Origin of the sequence: Microcoleus sp. ARI1-B5, from assembly GCF_036705795.1 — a bacterium.
GTDB lineage: Bacteria > Cyanobacteriota > Cyanobacteriia > Cyanobacteriales > Microcoleaceae > Microcoleus.
The window spans coordinates 47,284-68,229 of sequence record NZ_JAUBVK010000029.1 but is presented as its reverse complement, the minus strand read 5'-3'; the positions used below and the strand labels follow the sequence as shown (position 1 = coordinate 68,229).

Below are 20,946 nucleotides of genomic sequence, written 5' to 3'. Positions count from 1 at the left end.
CCCCAAGATTGGGCGGGGACTCAAAATAATTTGGGAGAAGCTTACAGAAACAGAATCAAGGGAGACAGGGGAGAGAACTTAGAAAAGGCGATCGCTTTTTATGAAGCTGCTTTACAAGTTTACACCCGCCCAACTTTTCCCGAATATTGGGCAATGACTCAAAATAATTTGGGAGAAGCTTACAGCCAGAGAATCAAGGGAGACAGGGGTGATAATTTGGAAAGGGCGATCGCTTTTTTTCAAGCTGTTTTAGAAGTTTGCACCCGCAAAGCTTTTACGCAAGATTTGGCGGTTACTAAAAATAATTTACTAAATGCTTACAGAAATAGAGTCAAAGGAAATAAGAATAACAATATAGCAAGGGCGATCGCATTTTATGAAGCAGCTTTACAAGTTCGCACTCCCACCGCTTTGCCAATTGACTGTCTGCAAACAGGCAGAAATCTAGGCAATTTAGGATTTGCAGAAAGTTTGTGGGAAACAGCCATCTTCGGCTACGAAAAAGCCATCGAAGCAGTTGAACAAAGCCGCGAGTGGATAACCTCCGACAACCGCAAACGAGAAATCATCGAAGAAAATCTCGACCTCTACGAAAAAATGATGCAATCCTGCATCAATCACCAACAATATGACAAAGCCCTGCAAACAATCGAACGCAGCAAATCCCGCTACCTAGTCGAACTCTTCACCAACAGCGAAATCTACCCCAAAACAGCAACCGACACCGAGAAACAGCAACTCCAAAACCTGCGCCGCCAAATCGCCGCCTCCCAACAACTCTTAGAAACAGAAACCCCATCTCCTCCCCCTCTTTCTCCCCCCCTTACCAAGGGGAGGCCGGGGGGGGTTCCAGATGACTCTCCCTCACAACGCACAACCCAAACCCGCAGCCTCAGCCCCGAATATTTCCAACAACAAAAAGCCCAATTAGAAACAACATCACAGCAACTAACACAACTGCTGGAACAGATAAAACAGCGAGAACCAGAATTCACCCTAACTCAAAAAGTCGAACCCATAGACATCACCAAATTCCAACAAACCTTAGACACCGAAACAGCAATCATAGAATGGTACATCGGCAATTCTAACTCCCCCCTTACTAAGGGGGGCTGGGGGGGATCTGCATTTATCATCACCCGCGACAGCATAAAACCAGTCACATATACCACAACCGAAATAGCCGAATTAGAAACCTGGAAAAACAACTATCTCGACGAATACCGCGACAAAAACACCAACAAAACCTGGCAAAAAACCCTATCCCAAAAACTCCAAAAACTCTCAGAAATCCTGCGGCTAAACGAGATAATCGCCCACATACCCCCCAACTGCAAACAACTAATCCTAGTACCCCACCGCTACCTGCACTTATTCCCCCTCCACGCCCTACCATTCACATCAGAGGGCGGGCACGGGGGCACCGCCCCTACGAGGTACTTGTTAGACTGCTTCCCCGCCGGCGTGAAATACAGCCCCAGCTTGCAACTACTGCAACTCGTAAAAAATCGCCTCACCACCAGAAAATCTACCCCACCAAATCAGCAACAACTATTTGCCCTCCAGAATCCCACCGAAGATTTATTCAACGCCGACATGGAAGTAGAAACCATCAAAACCAGATTCAATCCGCATCAAATTTTACTCAAAAAACAAGCCACAAAAACCGCCCTCAACGACAACCGAGAAAACCTCTCAAACACCAGCTACCTGCACTTTTCGTGTCACGGCGTATTCAACTTTGACTCTCCGCTGTTGTCATCCCTAGTCTTAGCCGATTCCCTGGAACCGCAAACCTCACCCCCGCCCCCAGAGTCAAATCAGCCCGCTGAAAAACAGCGCTATGTCACCCTACGCAGCGGCAGAAAAGCCATCCCAGAAAAATGCCTCACCCTGCGAGAAATCTTTGCCGAATTGCAGTTACCGCAGTGCAATCTCGTCACACTTTCCGCCTGCGAAACCGGGTTAACCGACTCAACCGCAATGACCGATGAATACATTGGTTTACCCAGCGGCTTCTTGTATGCGGGTAGCATGAATGTTGTCAGCAGTCTGTGGGCTGTGGATGATTTTACCACAGCAATTTTGATGATTAAATTTTATCAAGAATTGCCGGATGCAGATTCAGTAGCCCTCGCTTTGAATGCGGCGCAAAACTGGATGCGCGGTGTTAGCAAGGAGGATGTTATAGTTTGGGTGAAATTGTTAAATTTAGATGAAAAATGGCAACAAGGTACGGAATTGTGGTTAATTAACTCGAATGAAGAACAGCCTTTCAGCGATCCGAAATATTGGGCGGCCTTCTGTGCAACGGGATATTAACTTAGGTGTGCCATCAGGATTTTGTAGGGGCGGGTTTTACAAACAATATATAACGATGACCAACAATCTAGATCAACCCGCCCCCACCCCACCAATAACCCACATCAACCTGAAATTTGCATCGAATGCTAAAATGTAGATGATGATTTTTCGCTGGGTGGGGGCGGGTTTTTGAGATTGTTTGTTTCAGGCAATTATGGTTGGTGAAACCCGCCCCTACAAATCTATATTTTTTAATCACGGGAGTAATTACAATGGAACCTGACAAAATTATCAATGCTTTTCTCCAATGGCTGCACGAAAATCCGAGTATTTTCATGCCGACAGCATGGCAAGATTTACCCGAATTAAAAACAGAAATGGGAGAACTCGCAGACGATCAAATGTTTTTTATTGCTATGGCTATCAGCAAGTGGTGTTCTCGTCATCAATTGGGAGATGAATTAAAAATTGCTGCGGGTAAATGCAAAAAAGAAATCGACGATGCCGGCGAACCGACCCCAACTACAATTGACCCACTAACTAACATCACCCAAACTCTGCGTCAAAGCATTGAAGATAGCTACAAAAAAATTCAAGAACAACTAGATGCAGAGAATCAATCAAATACAGACAATGACTGAAAACAGTAAAATCTATGCCCCCAACGTCTATTTGTTTGCCTTTCACCTCTGCCAACCCTTAGAATCAGAGTCGAGTTCCCCTGTGGAATTCGCCCGTTTGTGGCAGAAGTGCGATGAGATTTTGCAAACTAAATTAGCAGTCGGTAAAGCATTCAACGGCAGCTACTTGTCCAAAAAAGACGAACCTGCCGGATGGCGAGTCAACCTGATTGATAAACAAGTTGTTGGCAACCGGAATTCTCTCCCCTTTGATAAGAATATTTCCCACGAAAACCAACAAATTAATCTCAAAGGTTTCGCCCAACCGCTGCGAATTGATGACAGCTACGCTTTGGGTTTACAAATTCGCGTTCCCGAAAAAGTTAACGGCATTAAAACACCTGCTGTCGATGTTAGCATCTTCAAGGAATTTAATCCCGATAACTGCTTGCTGCCGGATTTTGTACAAAGCTATTTCGGGCAAACTCTGCTGCTTACAGCTTGGCTGAGTGTCGAACAAAATCAGGCGGCGCGGGCAGATTCGCAGTTTCTCCAAGCTTTAGGCAAACAGTGTCTGGAAAAGTTGATTTCTGGTCAAAATCTGCCGAGTTTTTACCGTCAAGGCGAATTGTTCGGTAGCCCGATTTTAGAATACGGCAATCCGAGTCGGCAAGATACCGACTGCCACGTTATCGTCTGGTTTTTCAACAGTTCTGCAACTGATGAAATCTGGGATGAGACGCGGTACAGCGATTTTATGGATTTGTTTTTGTACCGAAATAAGATTCTTCGCGCTTATCACGACAGCCGCAAACTTTACCTGGTGACTCGCGAGGAATACAAACAAATTGAACTGGATATTGACAAGACTTTTAAGTATTTGCAGCGAGATAAAGCTCAGCAGAGGCAATCGAAAGGTGCGGGTTTAAAGGAGGAAGAATTAAAATATCTGGAAACTCAGATGATTGAGATGCCGCCTCGCGCTGTGAAGTATGCCCGAATGCTGATTGATTTAGAGTTTCGCCAAAATACGATCGCCATTAACGCCCAAAATTACCAAGATAAATTAAATAAAATAAGTCTTGACATCAAAGCAGCTAAAAAGTACAATGGTAGTGATGCCGATTTAAGTTTCCTCGCAGCATTCAGTAAAGAAACTTGCCCGCAGTTTCAAAGGCAGATTCAAGCAGATTTAGGCTATTTCAAACACGGTTCCGGCTTGCTAGACCAAGCAACTGAGGCAATTCGAGCTATTGTGGCGATCGAAGAAGCTTATCGGGATGCGAAACTAGAGGTAACGATTCAAGCTGTCGGCTTTGGTTTGGGAGTAGCCGGGGTGGTGACTGGAAGTGCTCCTTATTTAATTAAACAAGACCCGCCGAACCAGATGGTTGCTTTGCCTTTCCTAAAGGTGGGAATTAATTCTTTTGCGTTGGTATTGTTGATTAGTATCGGTGCGGGGTTTGGGGTTTGGCTTGTGGTTATGTTGGGGGCAAAGTTCAAGAATCTACTAACTAGAACTAAACAGTTGCCGCCGCCATAATCCCGGTTCCGGGCGGGCAAATCACCCGCCCCAGAAAAAGATTGAGCTTAATATTGAGGTACAGATGGGTCTACTTCTTCACTCCAAGCAGTAATCCCGCCCTTAACATTAATCCCCTCAATTCCCGCTTCCTTCAAAATCCCCAAAGCCTTCGCAGAACGCCCGCCCATTTTGCAGTGTGCAATCAAGCGGTGTCCGTTCAACAATTCCTTGACCTTGGCGACACCTGCGCCTTGTTCGATATCCGGCAAAGGAACCAAAACCGACCCAGGAATTTGACAAATTTGATACTCGTTGGGATTCCGAACATCTAACAATACAAAATCCTTTGCACCGCTGTCGATTAACTCCTTAAGTTGCGTGACAGTCATCTCAGGAATTTGCGTTTGCTGACTTGCTTCCTGCGCTTTAGCTTGAGGAATGCCGCAGAATTGTTCGTAATCGATTAACTTTTCAATTACCGGGCGCACTGGATTAGGCCGCAGTTTCAATTGCCGGAACGTCATATCTAAGGCATTGTAAAGCAACAATCTGCCGCTCAAAGTAGTGCCTTGACCCAAGATAATTTTGATAGCTTCCGTTGCTTGGATAGACCCGACAACTCCGCACAAAACGCCTAAAACGCCGCCTTCTGCACAAGAAGGAACCATCCCAGGAGGCGGGGGTTCTGGGTACAAATCGCGGTAATTCGGGCCGCCTTCGTAGTTGAAAACTGTTGCTTGCCCTTCAAATCGGAAGATAGAACCGTAGACGTTCGGCTTGTTTAAAAGCACGCAAACGTCGTTCATCAAATAGCGAGTCGGGAAGTTGTCCGTACCGTCGATGATGATATCGTAAGGAGTGGCAATGTCGAGCGCATTTTCCGAACTAACGCGAGTTTCGTACAAATCAACTTGACAAAAAGGATTAATTTCTAAAATCCGATTTTTAGCCGACTCAATCTTCGGTTTCCCCACCCAAGATGTACCGTGAATTACTTGCCGCTGCAAATTGGAATGGTCTACAACATCAAAGTCTACAATCCCAATGCGGCCAACACCGGCGGCGGCTAAATACAGCAGCAGCGGCGAACCGAGACCTCCCGTACCGATGCAGAGCACGCTGGCAGCTTTGAGACGCTTCTGGCCTTCCAATCCAACTTCTGGGAGGATCAGGTGGCGAGAGTAGCGTTCGTATTCTTGTTTGTTGAGCTGGATCTCGTCCAGATTAGGATTTAGCATGATATTGTGTGTAGCGCAGATTTTGAATTATATCCTATCTGAATCTTTCGCATTTTTACCTGTTTGTTATTTTTACTAATTATTTCTTAATCTGAGTCGGTTCCTGTGCGAGAATTTCCTCTGCTTGAAAGTTCCCCTCTCCGTCAAGACTCCAACTGCGGAGGTCTTCTGAAGAGCCTTGTCGGACTGAGACAATGATGTAAGAGTATTCGGCCCAGGCCAATGTCCGATCGCACTCTGAGGGCACTGCGGGACAATCCGTGTGAGAATGATATATGCCGATAATATCCAGAGTGCGATCGCGCCCATGTTTCATCGCCCGCAACATATCTTCCGGCTTTATAGCATATCTGCGTCTTTCTGTCAAGTCTTTTTGTTCCGGCCAATTCTCCTCAGCTTCCGCACTCCAAGCATTGTCAGTCGGCCAAACTTCTACTAAAGTTTTAACACCGCCGGTAACTCGACCGAGCAACAAACCGCAGCATTCTTCAGGATAAGCGCTTTCGGCGTGGGTGCGGATGGATAAAATTTGAGAGTCAGAAAGTGCGATCGGCTGCATAGGATTTTATTGTAGTTTTTTTTGTAAAGTGCGATTCCCTGCGGGATAGCTACGCTTCACGGGCTTTTTTTTAATTGTGGAACAGGCCGGAAAGCCTGTTCAATACTGGCTTTTCTGGAGATGTCTATTGATTTGACATTCCTGTAGCTGTTTGCAAAACAGTTCTATAAGCAATGACAGCTTCAGTCTGGTTAACATATCCTACATATTGACTCAATACAGAAAAGTCTAACTCAGGCAAAAATTCACTGCTCGAAATTAACTCATAACCAGACTCCCGCAAGTGGTAAAGAGAAAATTGATCGTTAGCCCAAAACCAGACTTCAGGAACTTGCAAACCGCGATACACTTCTAGTTTGTCAACTCCACCGCTAGTTAGAGCAATTTCGATCGCAATATCAGGGATTTCTGCAAGTGTACCCAAGCAGTAACACTCATCCGGTTCGGCACCCCGTTTGACTGCTTCGCGGCGAAATGTAGCACTTCCGTAACCGTTGAGATTAATTAGCCTTTCAACTGCATAGGTTTCTATCAACCGGGCAATAATTGTTTTAAGCCTTTCATGTTCTGGCGAATTCGTCATAATAATTTCTAACGTTCCTTCCAAGTAGATCATCCTGGGAAATTCATCGACAAACATATCGGAAAGTTGTTCGTATTGCTCCCAAGTCACATCATATAGAATTATGCGCTGTTCAGTCGCTGGATCGAGAGTTTTTGGATCTAAAAGTAGCATAACTAATTACCTGTACTTAAGATATCTCAACGTTAGATTTTTTCGTTCTTTCTCAACTTCTTCTCTGTGTCCTCTGCGGTCTCTGCGGTTCGTTAAAAAAGTTCCTATATAAATTTAACGAACCGCGAAGACGCTTATGACACAAAGGAAGAGAAGAGAAGGGGAAAAAGAGTTAATTCAATCAAGTCGGAGTTTGCTGCAACTCAGGGCGTTCATCTGGAACTATCGCACCTTCGACAGGACACACCTGCAAACAAATGCCGCAGTCAATGCAGGTATCAAAATCAATCCAAAACCAATCAGTACCCTTGACATTTTTGCCAGGGCCGGGGTGAATGCAAGCAACCGGACAAGCGCCGACGCAATCAGCAATTCCTTCGCAAGTATTGGTAACAATAGTGTGCGCCATGTTTCAATTTTAAATTGGGGATTTTGGATGAGATATTAGCAATTGGTAATTAGGAATTACGTTTCAAACAGATCCTAATTTACTGTTTCAATTGTTGGGAACCCTTCGGCATTTACCCAAGCAATTTGAGCAATTCGTCGATCGCGCGCGTATTCCCGCGCCGCCTCCGCAGTCTCCCGACTCTCCAAATCTATTTCTACTCGAACTAGGTGAGTAGACTCTCGGAGTTTGCGGGCGTAATCAAAGGCCGCCGCCGTCGCTTCGGGAGTTTGAGGCACCACCAACCATTCGCTAGCTGCTGTCTCCGTGGGCAATTGACCCTCTGTCAGCAAAACTTGGTGCAAATCTTCAATATTCAGACAAAACCCGATGCCGGGGGAATTTTGCCCTTGGGGGTCGAACAGTCCCAACAGTTGGTCGTACCGTCCGCCTTGTCCTAACACTCGCTGTCCGCTTTTGCTGCTGCTGACAACTTCAAACACTATTCCAGTGTAATAGTCAAATGTTTGAATTAAACTCAAATCGAGGTGGATGTGAGATTTTAAATTGGGGATTTTTGCTTGACATTTGTGCAGCAGTTCGATCGCACATTTGAGTTCATTTAACGCTGCTTGCTGCGGCAAATCTAAATCCAGCTTCGCCACAATCTGCAACACATCTTCTGGGCGGCCGCGCAAGTCAAATAACAGCAGAGCTCTTTCTCGCAATTCGTCAGACAGCGGCAAAGTTTCTAAGGCTATGCGATCGAGATTTGCGATCGCCGATCGCACTTTTTGGCGCAAGGACGGCCCAAACGGTTCCAGCAAAGTTGCAGTCAAGCCCGCTTCTCCCAGCACCAAATGCCAGTCATCAATTTCTAAGTTTTGCAAGCATTCAGACAGCAGCAGCAGCACTTCTGCATCCGCAACGCTCCCCCCCGCGCCGAGCAGCTCTACCCCAGCTTGATAGAACTCCTGTTGCCCGCCTGAGCCAGTATCTGGGCCTTTGCGGAAGACGTTCGCGTTGTAGTAGAGCCGCTGGGGCTGCCAGGAAGTCCCGGACATCCGCATTGCAGCCGCGCGGGCGATGGATGCTGTTAATTCCGGCCGCAAACCAAGTTCTCCATCCTCGGCGTCTTGCAGTTGAATTAAGGTCGATCGGTCGATCGCGCCCCCAGCCATCAAAGTCTCCAGCCTCTCTAGAGTAGAAGTAATAATCCGGTGATAGCCCCAGCGGTGAAAAACCTGCTGCAAGCGCCGTTCGATCGCAATTTTTTGAGCAACGTCAAGGGGCAATAAATCTCTTGCACCCGATGGGGGTTGGTGAACCATATCAATTTTAGAGTTTAGACTTTAGATTTGCGATTGGGCACAGAAGCTTAGCTTTACGGGACGGTGTTAAAGTCGAACGCTGCAAGCCTAACATTCGACTTTAACAAATTAAGGTATCAACAATACGCTTGGGATCGGAAGACCGGGCGCTTGAAACCGCCGTATTATCTTTTCAACGATTCAAAACTGACAACTGACAACTGACAACTGACAACTGACAACTTCTCATTTCTTCTTCCCGCCAAACAAACTTGCAAAAAATCCCGGTTTCTCGTCACCTTTTTTATCCTTTGCGGAAGCTTGTTCCAGCTTTTTCTTCACCTCCAAAGCCGTCGGTTCTTCAGGATTTGATGCCAAAGCTTTTTGCACCTCAATTTTTGCCATTGTGGCTTGATTTTGTTGAAAATAACACATTGCTAACAGAGCGTGGGCCTTGCTGTGTTTCGGCTCGCGCTTCAGAGCTTCTTTTAACTCCAAAGTTGCTTTAGCGTAACTTTTGCTCTCCATGAATTTTTGAGCTCGGTCACAATATTGATCGGCCAGCGAGTCTAGTGGGGGTTTGGGCCGCAGCGGCTGTGGAGTCACCGGGTCTTCTTTTTTTGTTTTCGGATCTACAACTGGTGGATCTACTTTTGTTGGGGGCAGAGGAGGTGGCGTTACACCAACGCCAAGGCGCTCTTTTCGCAGCAGGTAAACCATGTTTAGTTCGCTAATTTGATCGATCGCATCTTGGGTTTCCTGAACCGACTCGTACTGCTTGAGAGCGAGTTTGCCAACTGCTGTTTTATAAGCTTCTTCCAAATCTTTAGCGGTAGCTAACTCTTTGGCTGCTGCGCTTTCGACTTGCATTTTTGCTTGTTCTTTAGCGACGCGCTTAGCGATGGCTGCTAATAGCAGGTTGTATTCTTTGCGATCGCTTTCCTTAGAGAATTTGTTGTAGGCCGGATTCACCACTTTTGACAAAAATTGGTTGGCCCACTCTTTATCGGCTGAGTCTTCAAAAGAGCAAGTATCCGAATGCAAGCGGCGGGCGATTTTCATGTAGCGCTTGCGGATGTCGTTAAACTCTGCGTCTAAGGGAATTCCCAAAATTGCGTGCTGATCCGTAAAGTCGTACTTGAACAGCCCTTTTGTCATTTCAAAAGACATAACTTTTACTCTCGCTTTCCTGACTTTTGACTATTCTTTAATGTAGCCTGACTTAAGGGGTTGTGACCCCCGTACTATCCCTGAGCCCTTGCTGTCGAAGCGCTACTTCCAGGAAGATAAGGGCCCAACTGCTAGCAGCGCGGCACTGAGTTCGGCGTGTATTTTGCCGTTTGTCGCCAAAACCCGACCAGAGTTCATCTCAAAAGCACTACCGTCATAGGCTGTAACTTGACCTCCGGCTTCGGAGACGATGAGTACACCGGCTGCTACGTCCCAAGGGGCGAGTCCCCGTTCCCAGTATCCGTCCAATCGCCCGCAGGCTGTATGTGCGAGGTCTAGGGATGCCGAACCGCTGCGCCGCACGCCTTGGGTGAGGTGGGTGAGGTGACAGAATTCCGCATAATTATTGTCTGCTGTTTCGCGCCGATCGTATGCAAAGCCGGTGACTAGCAAGCTGGTTCTCAATTCTGAGATGTGGGAAACTGCGATCGGCCTTCGGTTGCAGGTCGCTCCCAATCCTTTGCCGGCCCGAAACAATTCGTTATGAAAAGGATCGTAAATTACGCCAATTTGTGGTATGCCGTCGATTAAAAGCCCGATCGACACAGCGTAAAAAGGATATTGGTGAGCGTAATTCGTTGTACCGTCCAAAGGGTCGATCGCCCACAGGTATTTGCTAGTTGCATCTCCTAATTTGCCCGATTCTTCAGCGAGGATGGCGTGTTCGGGTACGTGGCGGCCGAGAATTTCTAAGATGACGGCTTCTGAGGCTTTGTCGGCTTCTGTGACTAAATCGCCCGAGCGACCTTTTTCTTGAATTTTTTCTAATTTGCCGCAGAAAGATTGCAGCACGGAACCGGCGGCGAGGGCTGCTTCGGTGGCTATTTCTAAGTAGTTTTGCAGGTGATTATCTGTCATTGGGAAGAAGGAAGTACGAACCGCGAAGACGCGAAGGACACGAAGGAAGATGGAAGATGGAAGATGGAAGATGGAAGATGGAAGATGGAAGATGGAAGATGGAAGATGGAAGATGGAAGATGGAAGAGGCAAGAATAACTGGTTCCTAGGAAGAGCCTGGGAACCTATATCTAGAGGCTCTGCCTCGGCCCGAAAAAATGGAGGCATAGCCTCCGGATCTGCGTTCCCAGGCTCTTCCTAGGAACGAGTGGAACTATCAACTGTCAACTGCCAACTATCAACTGTCAACTGTCAACTGTCAACTGTCAACTGACTATTTCTGATTTTGCTGCTGGCGGAATTCTGCGGGAGTTTGGCGCAAAGCTCGTTCTGGATTCCAAAGACCTTTACCCATGAGTCTCGCCCATTCTTGAGCGTTGGCGAGCCGCTGTTGATATTTGGTGTTGCGCGATCGCACGGAGGCCAAAACGTAACCTTCTTTGACTAGCAGTTCGTTGAGCAAAATTTTATCTTGCCACAAATAGGCTAGTTTGCGATCGAACTGGTCTTTCTGTTCAATGTCTGATTCTAACAATACTTGTTTTCCCCCAGTTAGCTGTTCTAGTCTTTGTTTGGCGGCTTCTCCCCAAGGCTGCTGTTTTAAATCTGGCGCATCAATACCAATCAGCCTGATTTGTTCTAATAAGGCGATTTTGTCGGCTGTACTGATAACTTCGATTGTTTGCCCGCTGATGGCCCTTTCTACTTTGGCGATCGTACCTTGGGGCATTTCTGGTTTTTCGCAGCTAGCTAACAACACACAAAGGGCGATCGCAAATAACCTATAAAGCAGCATTGTTAATTGTTAATTGGGAATTGGCAATTGGGCATTGAGTGAGCGTGCGATCGCTCGGGTATAATTCCGATCGAACCGGATTTGACATCATTCTTCATCCAACGGCAAACCTGCTCTAACTTTACCTTTACCGAAATAGCGGCCGAATTGCAATTCGTAAACTTCATCTTCGTCTTGCGTCTCTACCTCGACGTTAGAACGGGGATAGCAGACGCACAGCAAAGCATAACCCTCTTTTTGCAGTTCCACAGAAAGTCCCATTGCTTCAGGCTGGTGCAGTTCGCCCGACTTGACGCGCACCGCGCAGGCTGTACAAGCGCCGTTGCGACAGGAAAAGGGCAATTCTACGCCTTGATTTTCGGCGCTTTGCAGGATGTAACGGTCTTCGGGTACTCGCACTGTGTGGCGATCGCCCGTTTGTCTGTTATGAATTTTAATTGTGTAGGAGCGAGTCATCTTGATTTTAGATTTTAGATTTTAGATTTTAGATTGGCGTTTGGGGGCAAAATCCTTGATATGAATGGGTTTGCGACACAGGGGAGGAGAATTTTACTCGCCCCTTTGACACCCTACCCACATTAAACAACAAATTTATGCCGTTACCCCTTCCCAAATCAGATTTGTTCTGCTAAGATAGTTTAGCTGTGGCTGAATGAATTCATTTAGCCCTGGAGAGGTGGCCGAGCGGTTGAAGGCGCACGCCTGGAAAGTGTGTTTAGGGCAACTTAACGAGGGTTCGAATCCCTCCCTCTCCGTTACACAAGCTGTTCAGGCAAAAAAACAGCTTGCAAAAAATCTCTTGTATGAGATAAATATTTCAATTCGATCGCCCCTGAGTTTTTTATAGAAAAGTCTGGGGCGATAGCTTTTATATTTTTGAGTGTAAATTAGCAGTTGTTTCATCTTGACTAATCCACCTTGCTATACAAATCTTCGTCAGCTTGCCCAAAAGCAGGACGAGCCATCAAATTTTGAGTGTAAGCAGTTAAAATTGGCTGATTTTTTAGCATTCCCAATTTAAAAGCCCAGACGAGAACTCCGCCTGCGATAATATCAGCTATGGTAAATTGATTTTCCACAAGGTAATCTTGATTTTTTACTGCCTCTGTGAGTGGTTCGGAAACGCGATCGAACCATTGTTGGGCTTCCGGCGCCGAGCATTCTTGGGCTAGTTTCTTCGGCAGCAATTTCTCTGGCAAGTGAGGCAAAACATTAAACATGAATTTTTCCACAGGGGGTTCGAGCGTCGCAACTGCATAAAAGAGCCACTGGTAGTAATAGCCTCGCGCTGGCATCGAGAGTGCTGGTGCTAATCCTTTTTCTGGATATCGGTCAGCGAGGTAAGTACAAATCGCAGCCGACTCAAAGATGGTAACATCTCCATCGATTAAAACGGGTACTTTCCCATGCGGATGAAGTTTTCGGTATTCGGGCTCTTTCATCACAGCCATCGTTGGTCGTACCAATTCGTAAGGAATTGCCATCTCTTCCAAACACCACCGAGGCCGCACTGCTCTTGTCGTAGGAATGTAATAAAGTTTCATGAAAGTAATAGCTACTAGAGACTATCATTATAAAGAATATATGATTGATTTGTCGATGCTTTTACTTGATTCCAATAAGTCCAACATTCTCTCTCAGGGCTATTTCATTCTAGTTGAGTAGCTGCTTCGATCGTCAAGTATCGTCAAACGGACACGCGAGCCCGTTGCTGACATCAAATATTTGTGGAACCCGCACGCGAGCCCGTTGCTAACATTGGTGCAAGATGTCAGTGCGATCGAACTTAGCACCGGTGAGATTTGCTCCTCTAAACGAAGTACCCTCAGCATTTGCAATCTCTCGAACAATAGCAGAGAAAGAGACAAAGGAAAACCAAATATACAGCAGCGACAGCAAGGCGAAACACGTACCCCAAAACAGTTTGTGAGTGCTCAGAAAAGCGCTGGCCGTTGCAGAAAACAAAAAAGCTGCTGCGTAAGTCGCAACACTTCCAGCGGCTGCGATCGCAACTTTAGCAAATTGGTGGCGAATCCGGGAGTTCACAAAAAACATTAACACCCCGCCGATCGCCATGGAAGCAAGAGCAGCCTGAGAATTATTATTAGTTGCAGTCCCAGCATAGAAAAATCCCAACAAAGCCCCTGATAGAATAGCAGAAATTGCTCCCGCAAATCTACCCAATTTTGACGTTGGTGGGTGTGTCCGGGCGATCGCCCCAGCCATACCAGCAGCGCTCAAAACCCCGTACAGCAACAGCACAAAAGGCCAACTTCTAGACCCCCATACCTGTCCTTGCGTACTCAAAATCAGCCGAGTCACAACATCACCCACAACCAAACAAATCGCGATCGCCACGCCACTCAAAACACCAATCTGTCGCCCCGAAAGCCCCATTTTAGCACCAATAAAATTCGCCCCCTCCAACTGAGCATTACTAAAATTGCAGCCGCGAACATCCGCACCGCCGAAATCCGCACCATTCAGAACTTGTCCCCGGAACGATCGATTTCGCAAAACTTGATTGCTAAAATTAAGACAATCCGAATAATTCATACTTCTCTTCTCTTCTCTTCTCTCTCTTCTCTCTTCCTTCGCGTATGAAAGCGTCTTCGCGGTTCCTTTAAAAAAAATCTCCGTCACAGAATGAAACTAAATTATCCGCACAAAATCAAACAACTTCCCCACATTCTCGGTTTCGGAATCTTGCTCGCACCAATACTAATCTACAACATTCCCTACTTTTCGCGTCCACCACAAACAAACGAAGCCCGATCGCTATTTCAAGGAATCGCCTACCGCAGGGAATTTCGCTCAAATCCGCGTCCCGCCCTCATTCACATAGTTAGCATCGACCTCAAAGCCCCGGGAATTGGAATTTTTGTCACACCCGGAACCGCAACAGCCGATTTAACAGAAACCCACGCCCGCACCGCTACTGAATTTCTCAAAGAATTTAAATTGCAACTAGCAGTCAACGCCAATTTCTTTTATCCCTGCATCGAACAAGCACCTTGGCATTATTATCCCCGCAGCGGCGATCGAGTAAATAACGTCGGACACGCCATTTCTAAAGGCCAAGCTTACTCTCAACCACAATCACACTTTCCCGCCCTTTGTTTTGACACCAACAACCGCGCCCAAATAATCGAAAACGGCACTTGTCCTCAGGGAACAGCCCATGCAGTTGCGGGAGATACTGTACTGGTGAAAAATGGCAAACCAATAGCACAAAGCCAGGAAAAAAGCAAGGATGATAAACCTTATCCGCGAACAGTTGCGGCGATCGACTTCACAGGCGAAAAGTTGTGGTTGATTGTAGCAGACGGCAAGCAGAGACAGTACAGCGAAGGGCTGAAGTTGAGCGAAATAACAGAGATTTCGATGCAGTTGGGAGCCGATACAGTGCTGAATTTGGACGGCGGCGGCTCGGTAACTTTGGCCGTCGCATCGCCGTCAGGAGCAAAACTATTGAATGCTCCGATTCAGAACAAAATGCCCATGCAGCAGCGTCCAATTTCCAATCATTTAGGGTTTTACGCGCGGGAAAATTAGATTGTTGGCGGTTGAAACCGCTGCTATACAAACAATGTCTGCCTCCGCAGACTCAAAGATCATCGGCGGTTGAAACGGCTGCTATACAAACAATGTCTGCCTCCGCAGACTCAAAGAAAGATGGCGCGCACTGTGCACCTTACTAATACAAACCTGGCTTAAACACCCGCTCTATTTCTTAGTCGGCGTCCGGCGGACATCGTTTGTATAGCAGCGATTTCAAGATCCGAATTTTAGATTATATCGCCTATTCCGACCTATTTCTTAGTCGGCGTCCGGCGGACATCGTTTGTATAGAAGCGATTTCAAGATCCGACTTTTATTGTATAGAAGCGATTTCAATCGCCAATTCTTATCTTTTATCAAAGAGTGCTAAACAGGCTCAACTTTTCAATCAAATGGTCGAAATAAGGAGCTAATTTTGCTGCATCGCCCGAATCGCACCGCTTCAAACTAGCAGCCTTGATACCTTCCAAGCCCAGAACCATTGCAGGCAAAGGAACGTCCAATTCTTGATAGAGCAAATTCATATTGTGCAGCCCTTCCTCGCTGGTAAATTCTGCCGTATTTCCCGCAATTCCATAGGTAATGCAGCGGAGAAAATGCCAGAAATCTCGCCAACAAGCCTCCGCCCGGGCTGGGGGATAAAGCTCGCCTCCGGGATCGGAAATATTGGGATATGCGGCTAAAACTTGTTCCCGGGCTTCGGATACAATATCGGCAGCACTGTCGCGCAGGAACTTGGCAGTATTAACCGATGTTGGTTCAGATGAATGAAGTTGTTGCAAATCTTCATCGGCGAGATAGCGGCCTGCGTCGTCAGCAGCTTGAATGAGTTGGATTTCTGCGGGAGAGTGCGAATTTTCCCAGGATCTCAAGCTGACAATTCGCGCTTTCGGGATTAATTCTTTGGCTTTTTCGCTTAATTGGAAAGTCATACACAAATGGCTAGTCGCTAATTACTGGGAGATGGCATATTTGAATTTTACCAGAAGTGCGATCGGTATCACTGCAAACCCACCAAAATTTCGAGTAGCCTAATTGCATATTGTTTAAATTTTGACTTAAATGCAAAAAATACTAGGACAGCAAGGGAAAAAAAAGACACCAAAGGGGACGTATCCCTTTCTTCCAGAAAAAAATATCCTAATCGCCTCATTAATAATTCCTATAATTCACTTCTGTCTTTGCCAAATCTCCCTATTGGTATCCTTCCAAAATGGCTCCTTAGCAATCTGGCCGTCGGGAGGTCTTTTTTTGGGTTCTTTTTTACTCCTCGGTTCGCGCATTTTACCGGCTCTATGGATCGGCGATTGCCTGAGTCAATTTATACTTTTTAACCAGCAAGATTTTGTGACTGCCAGTCTAGTTTCTGTTTGCAATATGGCAGATTCGCTAGTAGCAAGTTTCCTGATTAAACGCTTTGTAAAACACCGAAATTTACTCGCTCGATCGCAAAATGTTTTCAGGTTTGTCCTGCTGCAAATACCCACGCCTCTGATCGGCAGCACTCTCGCGACTACCGTACTGTGCGTGCAAGGCATTAGCCCCTGGAGTGCTTACCCAGAAGTTTGGCGGAGTTGGTTTACCTCAATCATTGCTGGTACGCTGATTGTGACGCCAGCAATCCTGGCCTGGGCAGGGCCATTAAAGCAGTCCGAAAAACTCCAGCCTCCGCAGATTGCAGAATTTGGATTTTTGCTGCTGTTGCTAATTGTCATCAGCAGAATCGCCTTTTGGCAAAAGTATCCCGTCGAGTACATGGTGATTCCGCTGCTGATTTGGTCGGCATTTCGATTCAGTGCGCGGCAATCGACTTTGCTGGTGGTGATTGTTTCGGCGATCGCAGTTTTTGGAACATCCCGCGGTTTGGGTTCCTTTGTCAGGCCTTCCCTCAACGAATCGCTGTTTCTGCTGCAATCTTTTATCGGTGTTGTCGCCGTTACCACCTTTGTTTTATCTGCGGTAATTAACGAAAACAGACAGGCAGAAGCTAGGCTCAAAAAACTGAATAACGAGTTAGAACAGCGAGTTGAAGAACGCACTGCCCAACTGCAAGAAGCTAAAGAAGTGGCTGACGCGGCCAATCAATCCAAAAGCGACTTTCTCGCCAATATGAGCCACGAACTCCGCACTCCCCTCAACGGCATTTTGGGCTACGCTCAAATCATGAACCGTTCCCAATCTTGGGGAGAAAAAGAGCGCAATGGCGTCAGCATTATTCACCAATGCGGCTCCCATCTTTTGACGCTGATTAATGACATTCTCGATCTCTCAAAAATCGAAGCAGGCAAATTGGATTTGCATCCGAAAGGTTTTCATTTTCCCTCTTTTTTGCAAAGCATTGTTGAGATTGTTCGCATCCGCACCGAACAAAAACAAATTGATTTGATTTATCTCCCAGATGCTGAACTTCCAGAAGGCATAGAAGCCGATGAAAAGCGCTTGCGTCAGGTCTTAATTAATTTACTGGGAAATGCCGTAAAATTTACCGATCGAGGCAGCGTCACTTTCAAAGTCGAAGTAATAAAATCCGAGTTTTCGCCACCTGCGGAATCTGCAATCGAAAATCCAAAATCCCAAATCCAAAATCGCTCGATTCGTTTCCAAATTGAAGATACAGGCGTCGGCATGAGTCCAGATTCGCTCGAAAAAATCTTTACACCTTTTGAACAAGTAGGAGATACCCACCGCAAAACAGAAGGAACCGGACTAGGCTTGGCAATTAGCACCAAAATTGTCAATTTAATGAGCAGTCAAATAGAAGTTGAAAGTGATGTTGGCAGCGGCAGCACCTTCGCTTTTACCGTCGATTTGCCCTTAGCTGCTGACTGGGTAAATGCAGCCGCCGCCGCTACTGGGAAGCAGATTGTGGGCTATCACGGAACTCAGAAAACAATTCTTATCGTCGATGACAACTGGCAGAACCGTTCAGTGATTGTTAGCCTCTTGGAACCAATTGGTTTTGCAGTCGTCGAAGCTGAAAATGGCGAGGAGGGCTTAGCTCAAGCAGCTAAAATAACACCGGATTTAATCATCGCTGATTTGTCGATGCCTGTGATGGACGGTTTTGAAATGATGCGGCTGTTGCGGAGTTCTGAATCATTGAAAAACCTGCGTACTATTGTCTCATCAGCATCTGTTTATGAGATGGACAGGCAAAAAAGTTTGGATGCTGGCGGGGATGATTTTCTGCCTAAGCCGGTGCAGCTTGAGGAATTACTTTCTATCGTGCAAAAGCATTTGCAAATTAAATGGAACTATCTGGAGACAGCCTCCACTGAAATCGCTGGCGAACAATTAACACCGAAACCGAGAGCTAATTCACCTCTGCCCACTTCAGAAATGGCGGTTCCTGCACCGGAAGATTTAGCTTTGTTGCTGAAGTTAGCCCAGCAAGGGCGCTTGAAGAAACTTACTGAGGAAGCTAAGCGCATCGCACAACTCGACAAGGGTTATACTCAATTTGTGCAGCAAATTTTGCTATTGGCAAAGAGCTTTCAAACTGACAAAATCGAAGACTTGCTCGAGCAGTATATGAACTAACACGGGAAAATATTTATGTCAGAAGCTGAGTTGATTTTAGTGGTAGACGATACGCCCGCCAATCTGGATGTGATCTCCGAGGCGTTGACGGATGCGGGTTATGAAGTTGCGATCGCCATTGACGGCGATCGAGCTCTCAAGCAAGTTCAGTATACGCTGCCGAGTTTAATTTTACTGGATGTGATGATGCCGGGAATTAACGGGTTTGAAACCTGCCGCCGACTCAAAGCTTCGCCAGCTACCAAGGACATTCCTGTGATTTTTATGACGGCTTTGTCGGATACAGCAGATAAGATTAAAGGATTTCAGCTCGGTGCTGTTGATTATATCACTAAACCTTTTGAAGAAACGGAGGTATTGGCCCGCGTCAACACTCACATTAAACTGCGAAATCTGAATAAAGAACTAGAACAGCGGGTAGCCGATCGCACCCGGGAACTAACTGCTGCTTTGGCCCAAGTCAAGCAATCGCAGCTTCAGTTGATCCAGAGCGAAAAAATGTCGGCTTTGGGCAATTTAGTCGCTGGTGTCGCTCACGAAATCAACAATCCAGTCGGTTTTATTTATGGCAATATCAAGGAGTTGAATTTGGCGATCAAAGATATCGTTCACCATTTGCAGCTTTATCAGCAAGAATGTCCAAATCCGGGGAAAGATATTGAGATCCACGCCGAAGACGTTGATTTAGAATATGTGTTGAAAGATACAGCAAAGATGTTATCATCAATGGAGATGGGATGCGATCGCCTGCGCAACATCAGCACTTCCCTCCGCACCTTCTCCCGCGCCGATACGGCGGTGAAAGTCTCGGCTAACATCTGCGACGGCATTGACAGCACGCTGATGATTTTGCAGCACCGCCTGAAAGCTCAAGATACTCGTCCCGAAATTCAAGTTATCAAAAAATATGGAGATATTCCCCCGGTAAAATGCTATTTAGGACAACTCAATCAGGTATTTATGAATGTGCTTTCAAATGCGATCGATGCTGTGAATGAGTGCAATTACGGACGAACTTTTGCGGAAATTGAAGCGGCTCCTAATAGGATTACTATTACCGCAGAATTAACTAAAGACAGACAAAGGGTTGCGGTCAAAATTAAAGATAACGGTAAGGGGATTTCTGAAGAAGTAAAAGCGCACATTTTTGACCACTTGTTCACTACGAAATTGGTCGGTCAAGGGACGGGTTTGGGTTTGTCGATCAGTCGCCGGATAGTGGAAGAAATACACGGCGGTAGTTTGACTTGCTCTTCTGTTGTGGGTGAGGGGGCCCAATTTGCGATCGAACTGCCGATCGATTAATGCGATAATTTAGAACGATCCCCGGCGGCTATTTAATTGTTCTGGATGTGCAGCCTCTGTTTGGCGGTGACGCTGACTACCGGGCTAAGTATACTCGCTCGATCGCACAAATTTTTCAAGTTCATCAACCGCACCTCCCTTGGGCTGGCGATTTTCCCGAAGAAGCGCAGCATTTTTTCCAAGCCGGCGTTGCTGTGGAGTCGCCCGAAGGAAACGGAAGTTTTGGAGACTCAGGTTTTTGCAGCCTTCAAAGACTATCTCGCTGCTGATGTGGAGAAGGTCGATCGCGCCGCACCCGTCACAGATAGCGCAAAGTTAGATAGTATCTTACAAGCTCAAGTGCGCTATCTGCGGTATCGTGCCGCCAAAGACCCGGGCCGGGGAATGTTGAAGCAGTTCTGCGGCGAGGAATGGCTCCAAGAGTATATTCACGAATTTTTGTTCGATTGGGAACGGAAGCTGCCACAATTGGTAAGTAACAAAAATTGATTTTAATAGAAGCTTCAGCCACTATACTAATAAGTGTAGGTTGGCATGAGGAAAATGCCAATGGTCAAAAAAAATCGCAATGTAGTTAGTTCAAATCCAGACAGCAAAGTCAAAGTCGGACTTTCGCTGACTCCTTCTAGTGCCGATCGATTGAACGCGATCGCTCGAAAGCTCGGAATATCAAGGTCGGAACTTCTAGAACGCTTGGCACAAGGCGCTCTCGATATTTCTAAGGACAAGGCGGAAGTTAGTGTCACTTGGAAAAAAGGTGAACAAGCAGCGGTCGAAACCGCTGACTTGGAAGGGGAAACAGCCGAAAAAAGCGACATTAATGACGCTATCACGGCAGAAACTCTATTGGACTCGGTGAGCGTACAGTCAAATCCCCTGCAAGCAAGTTACGAAGCTTTGCAGCAGCAGTTGAGCGAACGCGAAAGTTCGATCGCCC

Annotated in this window: 19 protein-coding genes, 1 tRNA gene and 1 pseudogene; 9 read left to right on the top strand and 12 right to left on the bottom strand. The window is 46.5% G+C overall.

Translation table 11 applies throughout. The features are described 5' to 3' along the window. From QUB63_RS28445 to QUB63_RS28435, 3 genes are all read left to right on the top strand, one after another. Window positions 1–2,322 (top strand): CHAT domain-containing protein (locus QUB63_RS28445; RefSeq protein WP_332948723.1); only part of this gene is annotated, 2,322 nt, incomplete at its 5' end. Window positions 2,323–2,576: 254 nt separating this feature from the next. Then, window positions 2,577–2,945 carry a hypothetical protein gene (locus tag QUB63_RS28440; protein WP_332948722.1) on the top strand — a complete coding sequence of 123 codons (369 nt, stop codon included), beginning with the start codon at window positions 2,577–2,579 and terminating at the stop codon, window positions 2,943–2,945. Next, on the top strand, window positions 2,938–4,467 hold the full coding sequence (locus QUB63_RS28435) for a hypothetical protein (protein ID WP_332948721.1): 1,530 nt from the start codon (window positions 2,938–2,940) through the stop codon (window positions 4,465–4,467). The genes QUB63_RS28440 and QUB63_RS28435 overlap by 8 nt, the downstream gene beginning before the upstream one ends. A gap of 47 nt (window positions 4,468–4,514) precedes the next feature. On the opposite strand, the gene moeB is transcribed toward QUB63_RS28435, so the two are convergent. The 9 genes from moeB to QUB63_RS28390 form a co-directional block, all read right to left on the bottom strand. Then, on the bottom strand, window positions 4,515–5,687 hold the full coding sequence (gene moeB / locus QUB63_RS28430) for a molybdopterin-synthase adenylyltransferase MoeB (RefSeq protein ID WP_332948720.1): 1,173 nt from the start codon (window positions 5,685–5,687) through the stop codon (window positions 4,515–4,517). 79 nt (window positions 5,688–5,766) lie between these two features. Beyond that, window positions 5,767–6,246: a M67 family metallopeptidase gene (locus QUB63_RS28425; protein ID WP_332948719.1), complete on the bottom strand. Its 480-nt coding sequence runs from the start codon at window positions 6,244–6,246 to the stop codon at window positions 5,767–5,769. Window positions 6,247–6,370: 124 nt separating this feature from the next. Further along, window positions 6,371–6,982: a Uma2 family endonuclease gene (locus QUB63_RS28420; protein WP_332948718.1), complete on the bottom strand. Its 612-nt coding sequence runs from the start codon at window positions 6,980–6,982 to the stop codon at window positions 6,371–6,373. Window positions 6,983–7,163: 181 nt separating this feature from the next. After that, the gene (locus QUB63_RS28415) at window positions 7,164–7,391 is read right to left on the bottom strand and encodes an indolepyruvate ferredoxin oxidoreductase subunit alpha (RefSeq protein WP_332948717.1); all 228 of its coding nucleotides are present in this window, start codon (window positions 7,389–7,391) and stop codon (window positions 7,164–7,166) included. A gap of 74 nt (window positions 7,392–7,465) precedes the next feature. Beyond that, complete coding sequence (locus QUB63_RS28410; RefSeq protein ID WP_332948716.1) at window positions 7,466–8,701, bottom strand: ATP phosphoribosyltransferase regulatory subunit; 1,236 nt, start codon at window positions 8,699–8,701, stop codon at window positions 7,466–7,468. Between the two features lie 225 nt (window positions 8,702–8,926). Beyond that, entirely contained in the window at window positions 8,927–9,850 is a 924-nt protein-coding gene (locus QUB63_RS28405) for a J domain-containing protein (RefSeq protein WP_332948715.1), read from the bottom strand. A 102-nt stretch (window positions 9,851–9,952) separates the two neighbouring features. Beyond that, window positions 9,953–10,768, bottom strand: coding sequence for an inositol monophosphatase family protein (locus QUB63_RS28400; protein ID WP_332948714.1), 816 nt, complete (start codon window positions 10,766–10,768; stop codon window positions 9,953–9,955). A gap of 313 nt (window positions 10,769–11,081) precedes the next feature. Beyond that, window positions 11,082–11,600 carry a thermonuclease family protein gene (locus tag QUB63_RS28395; RefSeq protein ID WP_332948744.1) on the bottom strand — a complete coding sequence of 173 codons (519 nt, stop codon included), beginning with the start codon at window positions 11,598–11,600 and terminating at the stop codon, window positions 11,082–11,084. 90 nt (window positions 11,601–11,690) lie between these two features. Next, entirely contained in the window at window positions 11,691–12,059 is a 369-nt protein-coding gene (locus QUB63_RS28390; protein ID WP_332948713.1) for a 2Fe-2S iron-sulfur cluster-binding protein, read from the bottom strand. Window positions 12,060–12,273: 214 nt separating this feature from the next. Here QUB63_RS28390 and QUB63_RS28385 point away from each other — a divergent pair. After that, window positions 12,274–12,358: transfer RNA gene (locus tag QUB63_RS28385), tRNA-Ser, on the top strand. 153 nt (window positions 12,359–12,511) lie between these two features. On the opposite strand, the gene QUB63_RS28380 is transcribed toward QUB63_RS28385, so the two are convergent. Both QUB63_RS28380 and QUB63_RS28375 read right to left on the bottom strand, forming a co-directional pair. After that, window positions 12,512–13,147, bottom strand: coding sequence for a glutathione S-transferase family protein (locus QUB63_RS28380; RefSeq protein WP_332948712.1), 636 nt, complete (start codon window positions 13,145–13,147; stop codon window positions 12,512–12,514). A gap of 208 nt (window positions 13,148–13,355) precedes the next feature. Continuing rightward, window positions 13,356–14,159: a pentapeptide repeat-containing protein gene (locus QUB63_RS28375; RefSeq protein WP_332948711.1), complete on the bottom strand. Its 804-nt coding sequence runs from the start codon at window positions 14,157–14,159 to the stop codon at window positions 13,356–13,358. A 90-nt stretch (window positions 14,160–14,249) separates the two neighbouring features. Between QUB63_RS28375 and QUB63_RS28370 the strand changes: the two genes are divergently transcribed. Then, complete coding sequence (locus QUB63_RS28370; RefSeq protein ID WP_332948710.1) at window positions 14,250–15,158, top strand: phosphodiester glycosidase family protein; 909 nt, start codon at window positions 14,250–14,252, stop codon at window positions 15,156–15,158. Between the two features lie 362 nt (window positions 15,159–15,520). On the opposite strand, the gene QUB63_RS28365 is transcribed toward QUB63_RS28370, so the two are convergent. Next, a complete protein-coding gene (locus QUB63_RS28365) occupies window positions 15,521–16,096 on the bottom strand; it encodes a phycobilisome protein (RefSeq protein ID WP_332948709.1) in 576 nt (191 codons plus the stop codon). A 130-nt stretch (window positions 16,097–16,226) separates the two neighbouring features. Here QUB63_RS28365 and QUB63_RS28360 point away from each other — a divergent pair, with 130 nt between their 5' ends. The 4 genes and pseudogenes from QUB63_RS28360 to QUB63_RS28340 form a co-directional block, all read left to right on the top strand. Continuing rightward, on the top strand, window positions 16,227–18,704 hold the full coding sequence (locus QUB63_RS28360) for an MASE1 domain-containing protein (RefSeq protein WP_332948708.1): 2,478 nt from the start codon (window positions 16,227–16,229) through the stop codon (window positions 18,702–18,704). A 15-nt stretch (window positions 18,705–18,719) separates the two neighbouring features. Beyond that, entirely contained in the window at window positions 18,720–20,009 is a 1,290-nt protein-coding gene (locus QUB63_RS28355) for a sensor histidine kinase (protein WP_332948707.1), read from the top strand. A 47-nt stretch (window positions 20,010–20,056) separates the two neighbouring features. After that, a pseudogene (locus tag QUB63_RS28345) lies at window positions 20,057–20,498 on the top strand (hypothetical protein). Window positions 20,499–20,558: 60 nt separating this feature from the next. Next, window positions 20,559–20,946: ribbon-helix-helix protein, CopG family (locus QUB63_RS28340; RefSeq protein WP_332948704.1), on the top strand; the 388-nt coding region annotated here is incomplete at its 3' end.

What these genes read in the sequence shown, in the direction of transcription:
- QUB63_RS28440 (WP_332948722.1), top strand. Translation starts at nt 2,577, where the DNA reads ATGGAACCTGACAAAATTATCAATGCTTTTCTCCAATGGCTGCACGAA.
- QUB63_RS28435 (WP_332948721.1), top strand. Translation starts at nt 2,938, where the DNA reads ATGACTGAAAACAGTAAAATCTATGCCCCCAACGTCTATTTGTTTGCC.
- moeB (WP_332948720.1), bottom strand. Translation starts at nt 5,687, where the DNA reads ATGCTAAATCCTAATCTGGACGAGATCCAGCTCAACAAACAAGAATAC.
- QUB63_RS28425 (WP_332948719.1), bottom strand. Translation starts at nt 6,246, where the DNA reads ATGCAGCCGATCGCACTTTCTGACTCTCAAATTTTATCCATCCGCACC.
- QUB63_RS28420 (WP_332948718.1), bottom strand. Translation starts at nt 6,982, where the DNA reads ATGCTACTTTTAGATCCAAAAACTCTCGATCCAGCGACTGAACAGCGC.
- QUB63_RS28415 (WP_332948717.1), bottom strand. Translation starts at nt 7,391, where the DNA reads ATGGCGCACACTATTGTTACCAATACTTGCGAAGGAATTGCTGATTGC.
- QUB63_RS28410 (WP_332948716.1), bottom strand. Translation starts at nt 8,701, where the DNA reads ATGGTTCACCAACCCCCATCGGGTGCAAGAGATTTATTGCCCCTTGAC.
- QUB63_RS28405 (WP_332948715.1), bottom strand. Translation starts at nt 9,850, where the DNA reads ATGTCTTTTGAAATGACAAAAGGGCTGTTCAAGTACGACTTTACGGAT.
- QUB63_RS28400 (WP_332948714.1), bottom strand. Translation starts at nt 10,768, where the DNA reads ATGACAGATAATCACCTGCAAAACTACTTAGAAATAGCCACCGAAGCA.
- QUB63_RS28390 (WP_332948713.1), bottom strand. Translation starts at nt 12,059, where the DNA reads ATGACTCGCTCCTACACAATTAAAATTCATAACAGACAAACGGGCGAT.
- QUB63_RS28380 (WP_332948712.1), bottom strand. Translation starts at nt 13,147, where the DNA reads ATGAAACTTTATTACATTCCTACGACAAGAGCAGTGCGGCCTCGGTGG.
- QUB63_RS28375 (WP_332948711.1), bottom strand. Translation starts at nt 14,159, where the DNA reads ATGAATTATTCGGATTGTCTTAATTTTAGCAATCAAGTTTTGCGAAAT.
- QUB63_RS28370 (WP_332948710.1), top strand. Translation starts at nt 14,250, where the DNA reads ATGAAACTAAATTATCCGCACAAAATCAAACAACTTCCCCACATTCTC.
- QUB63_RS28365 (WP_332948709.1), bottom strand. Translation starts at nt 16,096, where the DNA reads ATGACTTTCCAATTAAGCGAAAAAGCCAAAGAATTAATCCCGAAAGCG.
- QUB63_RS28360 (WP_332948708.1), top strand. Translation starts at nt 16,227, where the DNA reads ATGCAAAAAATACTAGGACAGCAAGGGAAAAAAAAGACACCAAAGGGG.
- QUB63_RS28355 (WP_332948707.1), top strand. Translation starts at nt 18,720, where the DNA reads ATGTCAGAAGCTGAGTTGATTTTAGTGGTAGACGATACGCCCGCCAAT.